The 17,221-nt window shown below is 64.7% G+C and carries 19 protein-coding genes and 1 pseudogene; 3 read left to right on the forward strand and 17 right to left on the reverse strand.

Annotated elements, in window-relative coordinates; all coding sequences use genetic code 11:
• Positions 1–79 precede the first annotated feature (79 nt).
• From KHO27_RS26640 to ubiE, 11 genes and pseudogenes are all read right to left on the reverse strand, one after another.
• Entirely contained in the window at positions 80–952 is an 873-nt protein-coding gene (locus KHO27_RS26640; RefSeq protein ID WP_404940931.1) for a methyl-accepting chemotaxis protein, read from the reverse strand.
• A pseudogene (locus tag KHO27_RS26645) lies at positions 935–1,996 on the reverse strand (methyl-accepting chemotaxis protein); the annotation flags it as partial. The pseudogene KHO27_RS26645 and the gene KHO27_RS26640, both read right to left, overlap by 18 nt.
• A 99-nt stretch (positions 1,997–2,095) precedes the next feature.
• On the reverse strand, positions 2,096–2,803 hold the full coding sequence (locus tag KHO27_RS24135) for a 16S rRNA (uracil(1498)-N(3))-methyltransferase (RefSeq protein ID WP_110702140.1): 708 nt from the start codon (positions 2,801–2,803) through the stop codon (positions 2,096–2,098).
• Positions 2,800–3,591, reverse strand: a complete 792-nt coding sequence (gene tatC, locus KHO27_RS24140; RefSeq protein WP_023632588.1) for a twin-arginine translocase subunit TatC — start codon at positions 3,589–3,591, stop codon at positions 2,800–2,802. The genes KHO27_RS24135 and tatC overlap by 4 nt, the downstream gene beginning before the upstream one ends.
• The gene (gene tatB / locus KHO27_RS24145) at positions 3,588–3,956 is read right to left on the reverse strand and encodes a Sec-independent protein translocase protein TatB (protein ID WP_110702138.1); all 369 of its coding nucleotides are present in this window, start codon (positions 3,954–3,956) and stop codon (positions 3,588–3,590) included. The genes tatC and tatB overlap by 4 nt, the downstream gene beginning before the upstream one ends.
• 3 nt (positions 3,957–3,959) lie before the next feature.
• Positions 3,960–4,232: a twin-arginine translocase TatA/TatE family subunit gene (locus tag KHO27_RS24150; RefSeq protein ID WP_102682249.1), complete on the reverse strand. Its 273-nt coding sequence runs from the start codon at positions 4,230–4,232 to the stop codon at positions 3,960–3,962.
• A gap of 77 nt (positions 4,233–4,309) precedes the next feature.
• Entirely contained in the window at positions 4,310–4,645 is a 336-nt protein-coding gene (locus KHO27_RS24155) for a phosphoribosyl-ATP diphosphatase (protein WP_023632586.1), read from the reverse strand.
• A 1-nt stretch (position 4,646) separates the two neighbouring features.
• Positions 4,647–5,039 carry a phosphoribosyl-AMP cyclohydrolase gene (gene hisI / locus KHO27_RS24160; protein WP_023632585.1) on the reverse strand — a complete coding sequence of 131 codons (393 nt, stop codon included), beginning with the start codon at positions 5,037–5,039 and terminating at the stop codon, positions 4,647–4,649.
• A gap of 73 nt (positions 5,040–5,112) precedes the next feature.
• Positions 5,113–6,726, reverse strand: a complete 1,614-nt coding sequence (gene ubiB / locus KHO27_RS24165; RefSeq protein WP_111532543.1) for a ubiquinone biosynthesis regulatory protein kinase UbiB — start codon at positions 6,724–6,726, stop codon at positions 5,113–5,115.
• The gene (locus tag KHO27_RS24170; RefSeq protein WP_110702134.1) at positions 6,723–7,346 is read right to left on the reverse strand and encodes a ubiquinone biosynthesis accessory factor UbiJ; all 624 of its coding nucleotides are present in this window, start codon (positions 7,344–7,346) and stop codon (positions 6,723–6,725) included. The genes ubiB and KHO27_RS24170 overlap by 4 nt, the downstream gene beginning before the upstream one ends.
• Positions 7,346–8,116, reverse strand: coding sequence for a bifunctional demethylmenaquinone methyltransferase/2-methoxy-6-polyprenyl-1,4-benzoquinol methylase UbiE (ubiE, locus tag KHO27_RS24175; RefSeq protein ID WP_023632556.1), 771 nt, complete (start codon positions 8,114–8,116; stop codon positions 7,346–7,348). Before ubiE ends, KHO27_RS24170 begins: the two co-directional genes overlap by 1 nt.
• Before the next feature lie 125 nt (positions 8,117–8,241).
• Between ubiE and KHO27_RS24180 the strand changes: the two genes are divergently transcribed.
• The 3 genes from KHO27_RS24180 (at position 8,242) to KHO27_RS24190 (ending at position 9,943) form a co-directional block, all read left to right on the forward strand.
• Positions 8,242–8,517 carry a polyhydroxyalkanoic acid system family protein gene (locus KHO27_RS24180; RefSeq protein ID WP_023632555.1) on the forward strand — a complete coding sequence of 92 codons (276 nt, stop codon included), beginning with the start codon at positions 8,242–8,244 and terminating at the stop codon, positions 8,515–8,517.
• Positions 8,518–8,766: 249 nt separating this feature from the next.
• A complete protein-coding gene (locus tag KHO27_RS24185; protein WP_023632554.1) occupies positions 8,767–9,189 on the forward strand; it encodes a phasin family protein in 423 nt (140 codons plus the stop codon).
• Between the two features lie 10 nt (positions 9,190–9,199).
• On the forward strand, positions 9,200–9,943 hold the full coding sequence (locus KHO27_RS24190) for a phasin family protein (RefSeq protein ID WP_046853912.1): 744 nt from the start codon (positions 9,200–9,202) through the stop codon (positions 9,941–9,943).
• An 85-nt stretch (positions 9,944–10,028) separates the two neighbouring features.
• On the opposite strand, the gene KHO27_RS24195 is transcribed toward KHO27_RS24190, so the two are convergent.
• From KHO27_RS24195 to hslU, 6 genes are all read right to left on the reverse strand, one after another.
• Positions 10,029–10,643, reverse strand: a complete 615-nt coding sequence (locus KHO27_RS24195; protein ID WP_110702132.1) for a TetR/AcrR family transcriptional regulator — start codon at positions 10,641–10,643, stop codon at positions 10,029–10,031.
• A gap of 4 nt (positions 10,644–10,647) precedes the next feature.
• Positions 10,648–12,330, reverse strand: a complete 1,683-nt coding sequence (gene phaC, locus KHO27_RS24200; RefSeq protein ID WP_102682240.1) for a class II poly(R)-hydroxyalkanoic acid synthase — start codon at positions 12,328–12,330, stop codon at positions 10,648–10,650.
• Positions 12,331–12,456: 126 nt separating this feature from the next.
• Positions 12,457–13,308 carry a poly(3-hydroxyalkanoate) depolymerase gene (gene phaZ / locus KHO27_RS24205; RefSeq protein ID WP_038706927.1) on the reverse strand — a complete coding sequence of 284 codons (852 nt, stop codon included), beginning with the start codon at positions 13,306–13,308 and terminating at the stop codon, positions 12,457–12,459.
• 64 nt (positions 13,309–13,372) lie between these two features.
• Entirely contained in the window at positions 13,373–15,052 is a 1,680-nt protein-coding gene (gene phaC / locus KHO27_RS24210; protein ID WP_046853916.1) for a class II poly(R)-hydroxyalkanoic acid synthase, read from the reverse strand.
• 335 nt (positions 15,053–15,387) lie between these two features.
• On the reverse strand, positions 15,388–15,765 hold the full coding sequence (locus KHO27_RS24215) for a gamma-butyrobetaine hydroxylase family protein (RefSeq protein WP_046853917.1): 378 nt from the start codon (positions 15,763–15,765) through the stop codon (positions 15,388–15,390).
• An 87-nt stretch (positions 15,766–15,852) separates the two neighbouring features.
• Positions 15,853–17,196 (reverse strand): ATP-dependent protease ATPase subunit HslU, encoded by a 1,344-nt coding sequence (gene hslU, locus KHO27_RS24220; protein WP_110702128.1) that lies wholly within the window; start codon positions 17,194–17,196, stop codon positions 15,853–15,855.
• Positions 17,197–17,221 lie beyond the last annotated feature (25 nt).

Below are 17,221 nucleotides of genomic sequence, written 5' to 3' on the forward strand. Positions count from 1 at the left end.
CGTCGGACTGGACCTGTAAATAGGGTAGGAAAAGTCCTTGCGGGCTGAAGGGCAAAGCCTACAGCCCGCAAGCTGCAGTCTAGAGCCTGAAACGCCCCACCAGACCCTGCAGGTGAGTCCCCAGGCGCGCCAGCTCGACGCTGGAGCTTGCCGTCTCCTCGCTGGCCGCGGAGGTCTGGTCGGAGATATCGCGCACGTTCATCACGCTGCGGTTGATCTCTTCGGCCACGGCGCTCTGTTGCTCGGCGGCGGTGGCGATCTGCTGGTTCATCGACTGGATCGACGACACGGTGCGGGTGATGGTGCCCAGCGAATCTCCGGCGCGGCGCGTCAGTTCCACGCTGCTGTCGGTGAGGGCGCGGCTGCTGTCCATGACACCGGCCACGCGCTCGGTGCCGTTTTGCAGGCTGGCAATCAGCTCCTCGATCTCTTCGGTGGACTGCTGGGTGCGCTGGGCCAGGCTGCGCACTTCGTCGGCGACCACGGCGAAGCCACGGCCTGCCTCGCCCGCACGGGCCGCTTCGATGGCGGCGTTGAGCGCCAGCAGGTTGGTTTGCTGAGCCACCGACTTGATCACATCGAGCACACTGCCGATCTTGTCGCTCTCGGCCTTGAGCTGGTTCATCGCTTCGCTGGAGTTGACCACTTCGCTGGCCAGGCGCTCGATCTGGCTGATCGCCTCGCCCACCACCTTGTCACCCTCGCGGGCCTGCTGGTCGGCCATCAGCGCCGCTTCCGAGGCCTGTTCGGCGTTGCGCGCCACTTCCTGGACGGTGGCGGCCATCTCGTTCATGGCGGTGGCGACCTGGTCGGTCTCGACTTTCTGGTTGTTGACCCCGGCGCTGGTCTGCTCGGTGACCGCCGACAGTTCCTCGGCAGCACTGGCGATCTGCGTCACGCCGTCGCCGATGCCGCCGATCAGCTCGCGCAGGCTCTGGGTCATGCGCTGCATGCTGGCCTGCAACTGGCCCAGCTCGTCGCGCCGGTCGGCCTTGAGGTCCTGGCGCAGGTCGCCACCGGCCACGCGTTCTGCGGCGGCGAGGGTCTGGCGCAGGGGCACGATGATCTGCCGGGTAATGGCGAACGCGGCAAGCACGCCAAGCAGCAAGGCCAGCGCCGTGGCACCGGCCAGCAGGGTCTTGGCCTGCTGGGTGCCTTGGTCGCGCACGGTGGTTTGCGAAACGGTCATTGCCTGGCTGGTGTCCAGCAGCACCTGGCCCTGTGCGGACATGCGCGTCAGCGCCTGCTCGCTGGCCGCCTGGGCGTTACCGAACTGGTTCACCGCGTCGCGGTAGGCGGCCAGCGCGCTGGCGGCATCGCCAAGGCTGGCGGCGAACTCGGCCGGGAGCCTGGCGGGCAGGGCCTTGAGCACGGTCAGGGCTTGGTCGATGGCAGTGAGCGCGGTCTGCTGGAATTCGGCCTTGCCGCTGTAGGTGTAGCCGCGTACCTGGAAGCGCGCCTGCTGCAGCAGCGCCGCGACCTGCACAGCTTCCTGGTACTGCTGGATATCCCCGCCCTGCAACAGGCGCTGCTGGACCTTGCCGATCAGGTCGGCGGCCTTGTCGGCGCTGTCGCCCAGGGTGCCGCGGCTGGCCTCGCGGTGCTGGCCGGCCTGCCTGAGCTCGGCAAAGGCTTGCTGGTATTGGCGTACGGCGTCCTGTTGCTTGTCCAGACGCTGGCGGTCGGCGGGCAGTTCGATCTGGCCGATCATGAACTGTACTTGGCGCTCAAGATTGGCCAGGGCCTTCTCCAGCTCGGCCACGGAAGCGTCATCACGGCTGCGCTCGTAGGCCAGGCGGGCGAGACGCAGGTCTTGGGTGTACTGGTGGATCACCGAGATGTTGCCGAGCTTGTCGCCACGGCTGGTGACGCTGTCGATGCCCAGCCAACCGGTGAAGGTGATGCCCAGAGTGAGCAGCAGCACCAGGCCGAAGCCGATCCCCAATTTGCGATTGACGCTTACATTTCCCAATGACTGGGCAAACCAACGGTACATAGACGACTCCCCGGCGCGTGGCAGTGCGGATTATTGTTTTGTTGCATAGGGCATCGGCGCACGGCGGGGAAACTTGATGGGAAAAAGCTGACTAGTCTGTCAGAAAATTCGCGAAAGCAACGCTGTTACAGCCGTCTCCACGCGCAGGATCCTATCCCCCAACTGCACAGGCTCCAGGCCAGCCTTGCCCAGCAGATCGACTTCATAGGGAATCCAGCCGCCCTCCGGGCCGATCGCCAGGGTTACCGGGCCTTCAACTGCCCGAGGGCAAGCGGGGTAGGGGCCAGGATGCCCGACCAGGCCGAGGGTTTCGGCGGCGATGGCGGGCAGGCGGTCTTCGACGAAGGGCTTGAAGCGCTTCTCGATGATCACCTCCGGCAGCACCGTGTCACGAGCTTGCTCCAGACCGAGAATGAGGTTTTCGCGGATGGTCTCGGGCTGGAGGAACGGCGTCTGCCAGAAACTCTTCTCGACCTTGTAGCTGTTGACCAGAATCAGCCGTGGCACGCCCAGGGTGGCGACCGTCTGGAACAGCCGGCGCAGCATCTTCGGCCGTGGCACGGCCAGCACCAGGGTCAGTGGCAGTTTGGCCGGCGGGGGCTGGTCGAAGGCCACCCGCAGTTCGGCTTCGTGGCCTTCGAGGCGGATGACCTCGGCCTTGCCCATCAGCCCGCCTATGCGCCCGACGCGCAGGCTGTCGCCCACCGCCACGCGATGGATCTCCTGCATATGGGTGAAGCGGCGATCGGCCAGGACAACACGGTCGGCCGACACGAAGTCGGCCTCTTCAAGGAGCAACAGGTTCACGGTTGGGTCGCAGGCGGCTGGTCGTTGTGGTCGTTGCCGGTTTCTTCATGGGCGTGGCTGCGCTTGCGGATCAGGCTGCCGCACAGCACGCCGACCTCGAACAGCATCCACATGGGCACGGCCAGGAGGGTCTGGGAGAAGATGTCCGGCGGGGTGAGGATCATGCCGACCACGAAGCAGCCGATGATCACGTACGGGCGGATCTTCTTCAGGTACTGCACGTCGACCACGCCGATCCACACCAGCAGCACCACCGCCACCGGGATTTCGAAGGCGACCCCGAAGGCAAAGAACAAGGTCATGACGAAGTCGAGGTAGCTGGAAATGTCGGTCATCATCGACACGCCTTCGGGCGTGGCGCTGGCGAAGAAGCCGAAGATCAGCGGGAACACCAGGAAGTAGGCGAAGGCCATGCCGGCGTAGAACAGGAAAATGCTCGACACCAACAACGGGATGGCGATGCGCTTTTCATGGCGGTACAGGCCGGGGGCAATGAAACCCCAGATCTGTTGGAGGATGAACGGGATCGCCAGGAACAGCGAGACGATCATGGTCAGCTTGAACGGCGTCAGGAACGGCGAGGCCACATCGGTGGCGATCATCGTCGCGTTGGCCGGCAAGTGCTCGCGCAGCGGCGCCGAGACCAGGGTGTAGATCTGCTGGGCGAAGGAGAACAGCCCGGCGAAGATCAGGAAAATGGCGGCGACGCAGCGCAGCAGGCGGGTGCGCAGCTCGGTCAGGTGCGAGACCAGCGGCATCGGCTGGTCGGTTTCCGGATTCTCGCTCATGGGGCTCGCGGCGGTTGTGGCGGTTCGGAGGGTGGTGCTGCGGCCGGCTGCGCGGGGGCGGCATCGGCGGCAGGTGCGGCAGGCGTTTCAGCGTTGGCCGGCGGCTGCACGGGTGGCGCCAGGGGGTTGAGGATGCGCTTGGCCTCCTGCTCCATCTGCAGGATGTGCTCGTTGTGCAGCTGGCGGCGGATGTCATCGGCGCCGATCTCGCGCTCGACCTCCATCTTGATCGCGTTGAAGCTGCGCTTGAGGCGACCGATCCACAGCCCGGCAGTGCGTGCGGCCCCCGGCAGGCGCTCAGGGCCGAGCACCAGCAGGGCGACCAGGCCGACGAGCAGCAGCTCGCTGAAACTGATACCGAACATGGGTCAGTCTTTCCGCTGCGGCTCTTGAACCGGCTGGGCCTGGCCCTCGATGGTGTGGCCCTGGGCCTGCTGCGCGGTGTTCTGCACAGGCGGAACGGGCTGCGCCGGCGGTGGGGCCTGCTCGGCCGGCTTGGCTTCTTCTTCGTTCATGGCCTTGCGGAAGCCCTTGATCGATTCGCCCAGGTCGCTGCCGAAGTTCTTTAGTTTCTTGGTGCCGAACACCAGCACCACGACGACCAGCAGGACGATCCAGTGTTTCCAGTCAAAAATACCCATTTCGTACTCCTGAAAAATGTATGTCAGCCGGAACCGGCGCTATCGCGGGGTGAGCCCGTTCCTACAAATACGCGCGGTCAGGCCTGTGGCTGACGGGCGGCCTTCTCGTCATGGCCGGAAAGGCCGAAGCGGCGCTCCAGTTCGTCGAGCACCGCCTGCGGATGCTGGCCCAGCGCGCTGAGCATGACCAGGCTATGAAACCACAGGTCCGCGGTCTCGTAGATGACATCGCTGTAATCCTTGCTGACGGCGGCATCCTTGGCAGCGATGATGGTCTCGATGGACTCTTCGCCGAGCTTCTCGAGGATCTTGTTCAGGCCCTTGTGATGCAGGCTGGCCACGTAGCTGCTGTCAGGCGCCGCGTGCTTGCGTTCTTCCAGCACCTCGGCGAGGCGGTCTAGCGTGTCGCTCATGTCAATGCCCTGCGCTATAGATGGCGTCCGGATCCTTGAGGACCGGATCGACGATTTTCCACTGGCCGTCTTCGAACACGCGATAGAAGCAGCTTTCGCGGCCGGTATGGCAGGCGATATGGCCCAGTTGCTCGACCATCAGGATGATCACGTCGGCGTCGCAGTCCAAGCGCATTTCGTGCAGCTTCTGCACATGGCCCGACTCTTCGCCCTTGCGCCACAGCTTGCCCCGCGAGCGCGACCAATAGATGGCGCGATGCTCGGCGGCGGTCAGGGCGAGGGATTCACGGTTCATCCAGGCCATCATCAGCACGCGCCCGGTCTTGTGGTCCTGGGCGATCGCCGGTACCAGGCCATCGCTGTTCCACTTGATCTCGTCCAGCCAGTCTTTCATCGTCGACTCCAAACCGGGCCCGCTCCCGTACCGGGCCCCTGTGCGCTAGTGTGCCAGCCAGCGACGCGGCTGGCTATCGGCGCACGATCAGGTACAGGCCCGCTGCCAGCATCAACCACGCAGGCCAGGCGGCCGGGGCGCTGAGGCTGGCCGCACCGGCCGCCAGGGTGGCGCCACCACCGAGCAGCCCGGCGCCAAGCAGGCGCAGCGCCCAGTTGTCGCCGGCGCGGCGGCGCTCGGGCAGTTGCGGGTCGTGCAGGTGCGGTTGCGACAGGCGTTCGAGCAGGTCGCGGGTCATGTCGGCCAGGTGCGGCAGTTGCTCGGCCTGGCTGTAGAGGTTGCCGATTACCGCTTTCGGGCTCATGCGCTCGCGCATCCAGCGTTCGAGGAAGGGCTTGGCGGTGCTCCACAGGTCCAGGTCGGGGTAGAGCTGGCGGCCCAGGCCTTCGATATTGAGCAGGGTCTTTTGCAGCAATACCAGCTGTGGCTGGACCTCCATGTTGAAGCGTCGGGCCGTCTGGAACAGGCGCATCAGCACCTGGCCGAAGGAGATATCCTTGAGCGGCTTTTCGAAGATCGGCTCGCACACGGTGCGGATCGCCGCTTCGAACTCGTTGACCTTGGTCTGCGCCGGTACCCAGCCCGAGTCGATATGCAGCTGGGCCACGCGGCGGTAGTCGCGCTTGAAGAAGGCGATCAGGTTGCGGGCCAGGTAGTCCTGGTCCTCGGCAGTGAGGCTGCCGACGATACCGCAGTCGATGGCGATGTACTGCGGGCTCCACGGTTTGACCGTGCTGACGAAGATGTTGCCGGGGTGCATGTCGGCATGGAAGAAGCTGTCGCGGAACACTTGGGTGAAGAACACCTCGACGCCGCGCTCGGCCAGCATCTTCATGTCGGTGCGCTGGTCGGCGAGCGTCGCCATGTCGGTGACCGGCACGCCATAGATACGCTCCATCACCAGCACCTTGGGCCGGCACAGGTCCCAGTAGACCTGCGGTACGTACATCAGCTCGGAGCCTTCGAAGTTGCGCCGCAGCTGGCTGGCATTGGCGGCCTCGCGCAGCAGGTCGAGTTCGTCGTAGATGGTCTTTTCGTAGTCGCCGACGATTTCCACCGGATGCAGGCGACGGGCATCGGCCGAGGCGCGCTCGGCGGCCTTGGCGATCAGGAACAGCCAGGCCAGGTCCTGGGCGATGACCGGTTTCAGGCCTGGGCGCACCACCTTGACCACCACTTCCTCACCGCTCTTCAGGCGTGCGGCGTGTACTTGGGCCACCGAAGCCGAGGCCAGCGGCTCAACGTCGAAACGGCTGAACACCTCGCCCACCTTGGCACCGAGCTGTGCTTCGATCAGCGCCACGGCGTGCTGCGGGTCGAACGGTGGCACGCGGTCCTGCAGCAGCATCAGCTCGTCGGCGATGTCGGTGGGCAGCAGGTCGCGGCGGGTGGAGAGCAACTGGCCGAACTTGATGAAGATCGGCCCCAGATCCTGCAGCGCCAGGCGCAGGCGTGCGCCACGGCTCAGCTCCAAGGGCTTGCGCGGCAACCAGCGCCACGGCATCAGCAGGCGCAGGCTGGCCAGCCACCAAGGCAGCAGGGGTTGTTCGAACAGCAGGTCATCGAGGCGGTAGCGGATCACGACGCGCTGGATGCGCAACAGACGGCGGACGGCGAGCAGCTTCATGCGTTATCGCTGGTATCAAGAGTGTGGGCGAGGCGGCGCAGGCGTGCCTCGAGGCGTTCGATATCGACCTTCAGCGTATCGAGTTCGCTGAATGCCGCTTCGGCTTCGCGTTTGCCGACCAGGGTACGCGATTCCTCGGCCAGGTACTCGGACAGATTCTCGCCGAAGCGGGCCAGGCCCTGGCGGGTCCAGCGCGCGCGCAGGCGCAGGTGGCCGGCGATCAGCGCGGTGGGCACCGGCCCCAGCCAACGCTGCAACTCGTGTTCCCAGTCCAGTTCCAGGTCCTGCAGGATGCCGAACAGGTCGAGCAGCACGGCGCTGTCGCCATGCAGCTCGACCTGGGGGCTGTGCAGTACCGCGGTCTTGTCTTTGGCCAGCGCCAACTGCGCCAGACGCCCGGCGGGGGCGCGCAGGGTGCAGTCGACCTCGCTTTCCCAATGGGCGGCAAGCATCAGGCCTTCCTCGTCGGGCAGCACGAACAGCTTCAGGGCCGGCTGCACGCAGTCGATCTCGATCACCTTGCCTTCCAGCGCCGCCAGGCGCGGGAGGGCGGTGCTGTCCAGGCGCAGGACACGGTTGAGCCCGTGCTCGACGCTGGCGAGCAGGCCGGCCAGGAGCATCAGGGCTTGATCCCCCGGTGCACGGCGACGATGCCGCTGGTCATGTTGTGGTAGGTGACGCGGTCGAAGCCGGCCTCGACCATCATGCTCTTGAGCGTTTCCTGGTCGGGGTGCATGCGGATCGATTCGGCCAGGTAGCGGTAGCTTTCCGAGTCGTTGGTGATGAGCTTGCCGGCCAGCGGCATGAAGGCGAACGAGTAGGCGTCGTAGGCCTTGGACATCAGCTTGTTGGTCGGCTTGGAGAACTCCAGGATCAACAGGCGGCCACCGGGCTTGAGCACGCGCAGCATGGAGCGGATGGCCGCATCCTTGTGCGTCACGTTGCGCAGGCCGAAGGCGATGGTCACGCAGTCGAAGTGGTTGTCCGGGAACGGCAGCTTTTCAGCATCGGCCTGGACGAATTCGATATTGCCGGACACGCCGCGGTCGAGCAGGCGGTCGCGGCCGACCTTGAGCATCGATTCGTTGATATCGGCCAGCACCACCTGCCCGGTCGGGCCGACCAGGCGCGAGAACTTGGCGGCCAGGTCACCGGTGCCACCGGCGATGTCCAGTACCCGGTTGCCGCTGCGCACCCCGGACAGTTCGATGGTGAAGCGCTTCCACAGACGGTGCATGCCGCCGGAGAGCACGTCGTTCATCAGGTCGTACTTGGCGGCCACCGAGTGGAACACCTCGGCGACTTTCTTCGCCTTCTGGCTCTCGGGAACGTCCTGGTAGCCGAAGTGGGTGGTGGGTTCGGCGTGGTCGCCTTTGCGCTGGTCGGTCATATCGCTTCACCAGAAAAAAATTACGGCCATTCTAGGGGCTACGGGCGGATTTGTCTTGGCGGGGTGTGTCATGCAAAGGGGGCGGGCATAATGGCGATTATGTCTTCATATCCAGGATCACCCGCATGACCCAGATCAGCGTCGAACGCAAACACACCCTCGGCCGTGAAGCCGCCCGCGCCAAGGCCGAGGCGCTGGTGGACAAGCTGACCCGCGAATACGACCTCAAGGCCAGCTGGAACGGTGATCGTGTCGATGTGAAACGCAGCGGCGCCAACGGCAGTGTGCATATCGGTGAGGACACCATCCGCGTCGAGCTCAAGCTGGGCATGATGCTGTCGATGATGAGCGGCACCATCAAGGGCGAGATCGAGCGGGCGCTGGACAAGGCGCTGGCCTGACACTGCGCGCTCCTTGCTGTTTGCGGGCGCGGGCCTTGTGGGAGCAGGTATCGTGGGAGCGGGCTTGCCCCGCGAAAGCGATTGCCCGGGCTCGCGCTATCGCGGGGCAAGCCCGCTCCCACGCAAACGCAAACGCTGCATGACTCCACCTTAGGGTGAGGATTCTAATTTTTCCGCCTACCTTCACGCTCAAGCCCTACCACCCCGGGCAGTTCCTCCCTCCCTTAGAATGAGCATGAGGTGCAGAGCATGGCCAAAGTGAATCTCAAGCAAAAAGACGACGCCCAAGGCAGCACGCTGGGCGAGGTGCGCGGCTACGCCCGCAAGATCTGGCTGGCGGGCATCGGTGCCTACGCCCGTGTCGGCCAGGAAGGCTCCGACTATTTCAAGGAGCTGGTGAAAGCCGGTGAAGGCGTCGAGAAGCGTGGCAAGAAACGCCTCGACAAGGCTGTCGAAGCCGCCAATACCCAGATCGACGAAGCCACCCAGGAAGTCACCCGCGTGCCCGGTCGGGTCGAGGCGCAGCTGGACAAAATCGAACGCGCCTTCGACGCCCGTGTCGGTCGCGCCTTGAATCGCCTCGGCATTCCGTCTAAACATGACGTTGAGGCGTTGTCCATCAAGCTTGAACAGCTGCACGAGCTGCTCGAGCGCGTCGCGCACAAACCATAAGGAGAGCAGGATGGCTGGCAAGAAGAACACCGAGAAAGAAGGCAGCTCCTGGATCGGCGGAATCGAGAAGTACTCCCGCAAGATCTGGTTGGCTGGCCTGGGTATCTACTCCAAGGTCGACCAGGACGGTCCGAAGCTGTTCGATTCGCTGGTGAAGGACGGCGAGAAGGCCGAGAAGCAGGCGAAGAAAACCGCCGAAGACGTGGCCGAAAGCGCCAAGTCGTCGACCAACTCGCGAGTGTCGGGCGTGAAGGATCGTGCGCTGGGCAAGTGGAGCGAGCTGGAGGAAGCCTTCGACAAGCGCCTGAACAGCGCCATCTCGCGCCTGGGCGTGCCCAGCCGCAATGAGATCAAGGCCCTGCACCAGCAGGTCGATTCGCTGACCAAGCAGATCGAGAAACTGACCGGTGCCTCGGTCACCCCGATCTCCAAGGCCAGCGCCAGCAAGACGGCCGCCAAGCCATTGGCCAAGGCGGCCGCCAAGCCTGCGGCCAAGACCGCTGCGGCAAAACCTGCGGCGAAAACCGCAGCGGCCAAGCCTGCGGTCAAGGCAGCGGCCAAGCCTGTAGCGGCCAAGCCCGCTGCCAAACCGGCAGCCGCCAAGAAACCGGCCGTGAAGAAAGCGGCGCCGGCCAAACCTGCGGCAGCCAAGCCCGCCGCACCGGCGCCTGCCGCCACCGCAGCCCCGGCACCGAGCGCGGCGCCGGCCAGCAGCACCCCGTCGGCACCGGTAAACGCGGCCACCCAGGCCTGATACCGGGTCGCACTGGTCGCGGGTCAAGCCCGCTGCCACGAAGCCTGCACAGGGCTCGTGGCAGCGGGCTTGCCCCGTGATCGTTTCAGCCTTCCAGATACCTCATTGCCAACTGCTCCGCCGCTATGCGCGCCGGGGCCTGCAGATGCGGCGCCACCAGCATCATCACCTGGTACACCACCACGCCGACATCGCCCTCGCGGCCAAGCACGCGCTGATAATCAAGCGAGCACATCAGGGTCAGGGTGATCTGTTCCACCAACTGCCCCAGTGCCTGGGTCTCGCTGGTCACCTGGCCCTGGCCCTTGAGACTGGCCAGCAGCGCGGCCAGGGTGCGCTTGAGGGCGTTGATCAAGCTGCGCATGCCCCGCGCCAGCTTGGGCAGGCGCCCGGTCAGGTTGGACAGGTCCTGGAACAGGAAACGGTACTGGGCCATGCGTTCGACGATCAGGTGCAGGAACAGCCAGTAGTCCTCGGCATCCAGGCGTACGTCCAGCGGCGGGTCGAGCAGTGGCATCAGTTGCTCTTCGAAACGCTCGAACAGGCCGATCACCAACGGCTCCTTGCCGTGGAAGTGGTAGTACAGGTTGCCTGGGCTGATCCCCAGTTCGTTGGCGATCTCCAGGGTCGAGACGTTCGGTTCGCCCTGGCGATTGAACAGCTGCAAGGCACATTCGAGGATACGGTCGCGGGTCTTCATCCGGTCAGCGTGCCAGTACGTAGCTGCCGGGCGCGGGGCCCAGCGGTGGATAAGTGGTGCTGCCCAGGTCGTCGCGTGGCGTCCTGAGCGTGCCGGAGCGCTGCAGTATCCATTCCAGCCACAGGGGCCACCAGCTGCCGTCGCGGCGTTGGGCGTCGTGGAACCAGGCCCGCGGGTCGCTGGAGAGCTTGGGGTTTTCCAGGTAGTAGGACTTTGGGTTGCCGGGCGGGTTGATGATGCTCTGGATATGACCGCTGTTGGCCAGAATGAAGCGCCGGTCGCCGCCGAGCAGCAGGGCCGAACGGTACACCGCGTCCCAGGGGGTGATGTGGTCGTTGCTGCCGGCCACGGTGAAGCTGTCCAGCCCGACCTGCGTGAGGTCGATCGGTGTGCCGCACACCTCAAGGCCTTCGGGGAAGGTCAGCGGGTTGAGCTTGAAGAAATCCAGCAGGTCGCCGTGCAGCGCGGCCGGCAGGCGCGTGCTGTCGGCGTTCCAGTAGAGGATGTCGAAGGCCGGCGGTGTCTTGCCCATCAGGTAGTTGTTGACCCAATAGTTCCAGATCAGGTCGTTGGGGCGCATCCAGGCGAATATCCGTGCCACCTCGCCGCCGTCCAGTACGCCGCGCTGATAGGAGCGGCGCTTGGCCGCCTCGATGGTCTGTTCGTCGGCGAACAGGCTGGCGGGGCTGTCGAACTGGCTGTCGAGCAGGCTCACCAGGTAAGTGGCGCTGCGCACCTTGCGCAGCTGCTTCTTAGCTTGCAAGTGGCCCTGCAGCGCGGCCATGGTCAGGCCGCCGGCGCAGGCGCCCATGAGGTTGGGGTCGCGGTTGCCGCTGATGCTGCGGCAGGCGTTGAGCGCTTCCTCCAGGGCCTGCACATAGCTGGACAGGCCCCACTCACGGTGACGGGGGTCGGGGTTGCGCCAGCTGACCATGAACACCTGCAGGCCCTGCTTGAGCATGTACTGGACGAAGCTGTTGGTCGGGCTCAGGTCGAAGATGTAGAACTTGTTGATCTGCGGCGGTATCACCAGCAGCGGCCGGGAGTACTGTTTCTCGCTCATGGGCTTGTACTGGATCAGCTCCAGCAGCTCGTTGCGAAACACCACGGCGCCCGGGGTCGCTGCCAGGTTGCCGCCAACCTCGAAGGCCCGTTCGTCCACCTGCCGTGGCAAGCCGTCGTTGTGGCGCAGGTCGTCGAGCAGGTGGCTGACACCACGCAGCAGGCTCAGGCCGCCGGTGTTGAACAGTTCCTTGACCGCCAGCGGGTTGAGCAGCGAGTTGCTGGGGGCGAAGGCGTCGCTGACCAGGTTGAACAGGAACTGCGCCCGGGCGCGGTCGTCGTCGGCCAGGCTGCTTTCCTCGATCCACAGGCGCGTCTGCTTCTGCCAGGCAAGGTAGGCCTGCAGGCCGCGGCGGTAGAACGGGTTCTGGCTCCAGGTCGGGTCGCTGAAGCGTGCGTCACGCGGGTGGGGCTGGTAGGGGCTGTCGCCGATCAGCACGCGCCCCAGCTGGCCGCCCAGGCTCAGCAGGTGATGCGCGGTGTGCAGCGGATTGCGCAGGCCGATCCGGCCGACCTGGCGCAGGGTCGAGAACAGGTCGCGACCGCGCAGGCCGGTAATGGCGTTCTGCACGTTCATGCTCGTGGCGGGGACCGGTGTCGATCCTCTGGCCGGTTTGTCCTTCATGCCAACACTCCTTCGTCAGATCCATTTCCGCGTTGGCCTTGGTGCGGGTAAAGCTACTCCTGCAGGTTCGCATCACCTGCCTGGGAGTGCCCGCAAAGGCCCGTGCTGACGCAATAAAAAGCCTTCCTACCCCCGTGCCGCTGGCCGAGGGTGCATGACCGCGCGTTGGCGTTCTTGCTCGAGGAATTTCATGATGATCGGTGCGACGGCCTCGGCCCGGGTGATCAGGAACAGGTGGCCATCATCGATTATGTGTAGCTGGGCATTGGGAATCCGCCAGGCCAGCAGGCGCATGTTGATCAGCGGGATCAGCGGATCGTCGTCGCCGGCCAGCACCAGGGTGGGCTGGTGGATCTTGTGCAGCCAGTGGATGCTGGTCCAGCCGAGCCCGGCGAACAGTTGCCAGTAGTAGCCCAGCTTGCCGCCCGAACGCACCTTCGAGGCATGGTGCATGGCCAGGTCCGGATCCCGGCGAAAGCCGCCGCCATAGATCAGCGGCGCGATGCGGATCACATGGGAGGGCTGCACGTAGCGCCGTGGGCTGGCCATCATCCACAACACCTTGGGCTTGCCCGGTACCATCACCGCGCCGGCGGCGGTGGCGGCCAGCACCAGTTTCTTGCAGCGTTCGGGGTAGTCGTGGGCGAACTGCTGGGCCAGGGCGCCGCCCCAGGACACGCCGATGACGTTGACCTGGCCGTAGTCCAGGTAGTCGAGCATCCTTGCAGTCAACTTGGCCAGGCCGGGAAAACGGTAGGGGTGACGGGGCGTGGACGAGCCGCCCACCCCGGGCACGTCGAAGGCGATGACCTCCAGGTCCGGGTCCAGGGCCTCGATGAATGGAAACACCAGCTCGAGGTTGGCGCCGATGCCGTTGAATATCAGCAGCGGCGTCAGGTGGGGCTTGCCGGGGCGGACCGCAGTGCGGATGGACTGGTCGTCCAGCTCGACGGTCCTGAAGATGTACGGTTGCGGCATGCGCGTGACTCTGTGGTGAAAGTAGCGCCGCGCTGCGCCAGCAGGCGCACCACGGCGGTTCGGCTCAACGCTCGTGCACGTATGTTCCCGGTGCGGCCTCGCCCGCGGTATAGGCGCGGTTACCCAGCCGTGTAGGTGCCTTCTTGAGTTCGCCGGCGCGCTCACCCAGCCAGGCCTGCCAGTGCAGCCACCAGGAGTCGGCATGCTTGACCGCGTTCTCCTGCCAGGCCACCGGGTCGTCCGGGCGGTCTTCGCCGGTCATGAAGCGCGCCTTGGGGTTGCCCGGGGGGTTGAGGATGCTCTGGATATGGCCGCTGTTGGACAGCACGAACTCGATCTTGCCGCCGAACAGGTGTGCCGAGCGGTAGCACGACTGCCACGGGGTAATGTGGTCGGCGGTGCCGGCAACGCTGTAGATGTCGCAGTCGACCTGCTTCAGGTCGATGGCCGTGCCGCACACTTCGAGGGCGTTGGAACGGATCAGCGGGTTGTTCTTGAACATCTCGATCAGGTCGCCGTGGAAGGCGGCCGGCAGTCGGGTGGTGTCGTTGTTCCAGAACAGAATGTCGAACACCGGTGGCTCGTTGCCGAGCAGGTAGTTGTTGACCCAGTAGTTCCAGATCAGGTCGTTGGGGCGCATCCAGGCGAACACCTTGGCCATGTCGCTGCCTTCCAGCACGCCGGACTGGTAGGAGTGGCGCTTGGCCGCTTCCAGGGTCTGCTCGTCGACGAACAATGCCACCTGGGTGTCGACAGTGGTGTCGAGCACGCTCACCAGCAGGGTCAGGGCATTGACCTTCTTCTCGCCGAGGGCGGCGTAGTGGCCCACCAGCGCCGTGCAGGTGATACCGCCGGAGCAGGCACCGAGCATGTTCAGGTCCTTGCTGCCAGTGATCGCCAGCACCGCGTCGACGGCTTCCTTGAGTGCGTCGATGTAGGTGGACAGGCCCCACTCGCGCTGGGCCTTGGTCGGGTTGCGCCAGCTGACGATGAAGGTCTGTTGCTGCGAGCGCAGGCAGAAGCGCGCCAGGCTCTTTTCCGGGCTCAGGTCGAATACGTAGAACTTGTTGATCTGCGGTGGCACCACCAGCAACGGGCGGCTGTGCACCTGCTCGGTGATGGGGCTGTACTGGATCAGCTCCAGCACATCGTTGCGGTACACCACCGCGCCTTCGCTGGTGCCCAGATTCTTGCCGACCTCGAAAGCCTCCATGTTCACCTGGCTGGGCATGCCGCCGTTGTTGACGATGTCCTTGGCCAGGTTGGACAGCCCGTCGAGCAGGCTCTTGCCGCCGGTCTCGAAGAAGCGTTTGACCGCGGCCGGGTTGGAGAGGGTGTTGGTGGGCGCCATGGCCTCGGTCACCAGGTTGATGACGAACTGCCCGCGGCTGATGTCCTGCGGCGACAGGTCACTCTCGCTGATCCAGTCGTTGAGTTCCTTGCGCCAGGCGAGGTAGGTCTGCAGGTAGCGGCGATAAAGGGGGTTCTTGCTCCACGCCGGGTCGCTGAAGCGACGGTCGTCGCCTTCCGGTTGCAGCGCCGACTTGCCCAGCAGGACGTTTTTCAGCTCCAGGCCGAAGTGCGCCACGTGCTTGGCGCTGTGCAAGGGCTGGCGCATGGCCTGGCGTAATACCGTGCGTGCCGATGTAAGTAGATCCTTGCGGCGAATGCCGATGACCGGGTTCAGCCCCAGGGTGTTTTCCGAGGCCTGCCGCTGCAACTCATCGTTGTTCTTGTTACTCATCTACGACGCTCCGTTGTCCTGAGACGAGTACCGGTGTGCTGTGACAGCCCGGTACTGCTACTCGGGTGACCAGTGATAAGGAACAGCGGTGCTGCGACCGGATGCGTGCCGATGATGAGCTGCGGGGGTTTCTGCGTGTGAAGACAACCTGCTTTCGCTCGCGACCTCTACATACCGGCCTGGCCCTGCCTGCCCGGAGGCGATGCAGGGAACTTGCCAGCTCCATTGGTTACCCGACTTTCGTGTAATGCGCAAGACAGCCAATCTTTGGCCGTCATCCAGGCATTCAAGCAGATGAGATTAGAAAATGCGCTCTAAAGCTTGCGGGGCTTGAGCTAGAGCATCAATTTCACTACCGATTCGGACGGGTCGCGGGATTTGCCGGCCTTGTGCAATTCGTCGAGGTAGTCGGCCCATAGCTGCTCCTGGCGCAGGCACAGCTGCTCGAGGTATTCCCAGGTGAACAATCCTGAGTCATGGCCGTCGTCGAAGGTCAGTTTCAGTGCGTATTGACCAGCCGGTTCCAGGCCGCTGAGGCCGACGTTGATCTTGCCGAATTGCAGGATGGGATTGCCGTGGCCCTGGACTTCGGCGGAAGGCGAGTGCACGCGCAGGAACTCGGCGGGCAGGTGGTAGACCTCGCCGGGGGCGTAGGTGAGGGTGAGGGTCTTGGAGGCTTTGTGCAGGTTGATGGCGGTGGGGAGGCGGGCCATGGGTGACTCTCTCTTTGGCTTCAAGCTGCAAGCTTCGAGTGATTCCAGGCATTGTGCAAGGGGGCCGCAACGCGGCCCCCTGCGGTCTTACAGGATGTAGCGCGACAGGTCTTCGTTCTGCGCCAGCTCACCCAGGTGGCTGTTGACGTAGGCGGCGTCGATGTGGATCGGCGTCTCGTCGTGGGCGCTGGCCAGGTCGCCGGCGCTGAACGACACCTCTTCGAGCAGGCGCTCGAGCAGGGTGTGCAGGCGGCGGGCACCGATGTTCTCGGTTTTCTCGTTGACCTGGTAGGCGATCTCGGCCAGGCGCTTGAGGCCCTCGTCGGCGAACTCGATGTTCAGGCCCTCGGTCTTGAGCAGGGCGCTGTACTGCTCGGTCAGCGAGGCGTGCGGTTCCTTGAGGATGCGCTCGAAGTCTTCCGGGGTCAGCGCCTTGAGCTCGACACGGATCGGCAGACGGCCCTGCAATTCGGGCACCAGGTCGCTCGGCTTGCTCAGATGGAACGCACCGGAGGCGATGAACAGGATGTGGTCGGTCTTGACCATGCCCAGCTTGGTATTGACGGTGCAACCTTCGATCAGCGGCAGCAGGTCGCGCTGCACGCCTTCACGGGAGACATCGGCGCCGCCGACGTTGCCACGCTTGGCAACCTTGTCGATCTCGTCGATGAACACGATACCGTGCTGCTCGACCGCTTCCAGGGCCTTGGCCTTGAGCTCTTCCTCATTGACCAGGCGGCCGGCTTCTTCGTCACGGACCATCTTCAGCGCGTCCTTGACCTTGAGCTTGCGTGCCTTGCGCTTGCCCTTGCCCATGTTGGCGAACAGGCTCTGCAACTGGTTGGTCATCTCCTCCATGCCGGGTGGCGCGGCGATCTCGACACCCATGCTTTCGGCGACTTCGATCTCGATTTCCTTGTCATCCAGCTGGCCTTCGCGCAGGCGCTTGCGGAACAGCTGGCGAGTGTTGGAGTCGCTGCTGCTCTGCTGGGCTTCCTCGCTGAAGCTGCTGACCCGCGCCTGTGGCAGCAGGGCGTCGAGGATGCGGTCCTCGGCGGCGTCCTCGGCGCGGTGGCGCACGCGGACGATCTCCTGCTCGCGCAGCATCTTCAGCGCGGCGTCGGCCAGGTCGCGGATGATCGATTCGACATCACGGCCGACATAGCCGACCTCGGTGAACTTGGTCGCTTCGACCTTGATGAACGGTGCGTTGGCCAGCTTGGCCAGGCGGCGGGCGATTTCAGTCTTGCCCACGCCGGTGGGGCCGATCATCAGGATGTTCTTGGGGGTGACTTCGGCACGCAGCTCGGCGGGGAGCTGCATGCGCCGCCAGCGGTTGCGCAGGGCAATGGCGACGGCGCGTTTGGCGTCGTCCTGGCCGATGATGTGGCGGTTGAGTTCGTGGACGATTTCGCGTGGGGTCATGGACATGATGTGTGGGGTCCTCAAGCACAGT

The sequence above is a fragment of the Pseudomonas sp. RC3H12 genome (assembly GCF_018596375.1).
Lineage (GTDB): Bacteria > Pseudomonadota > Gammaproteobacteria > Pseudomonadales > Pseudomonadaceae > Aquipseudomonas.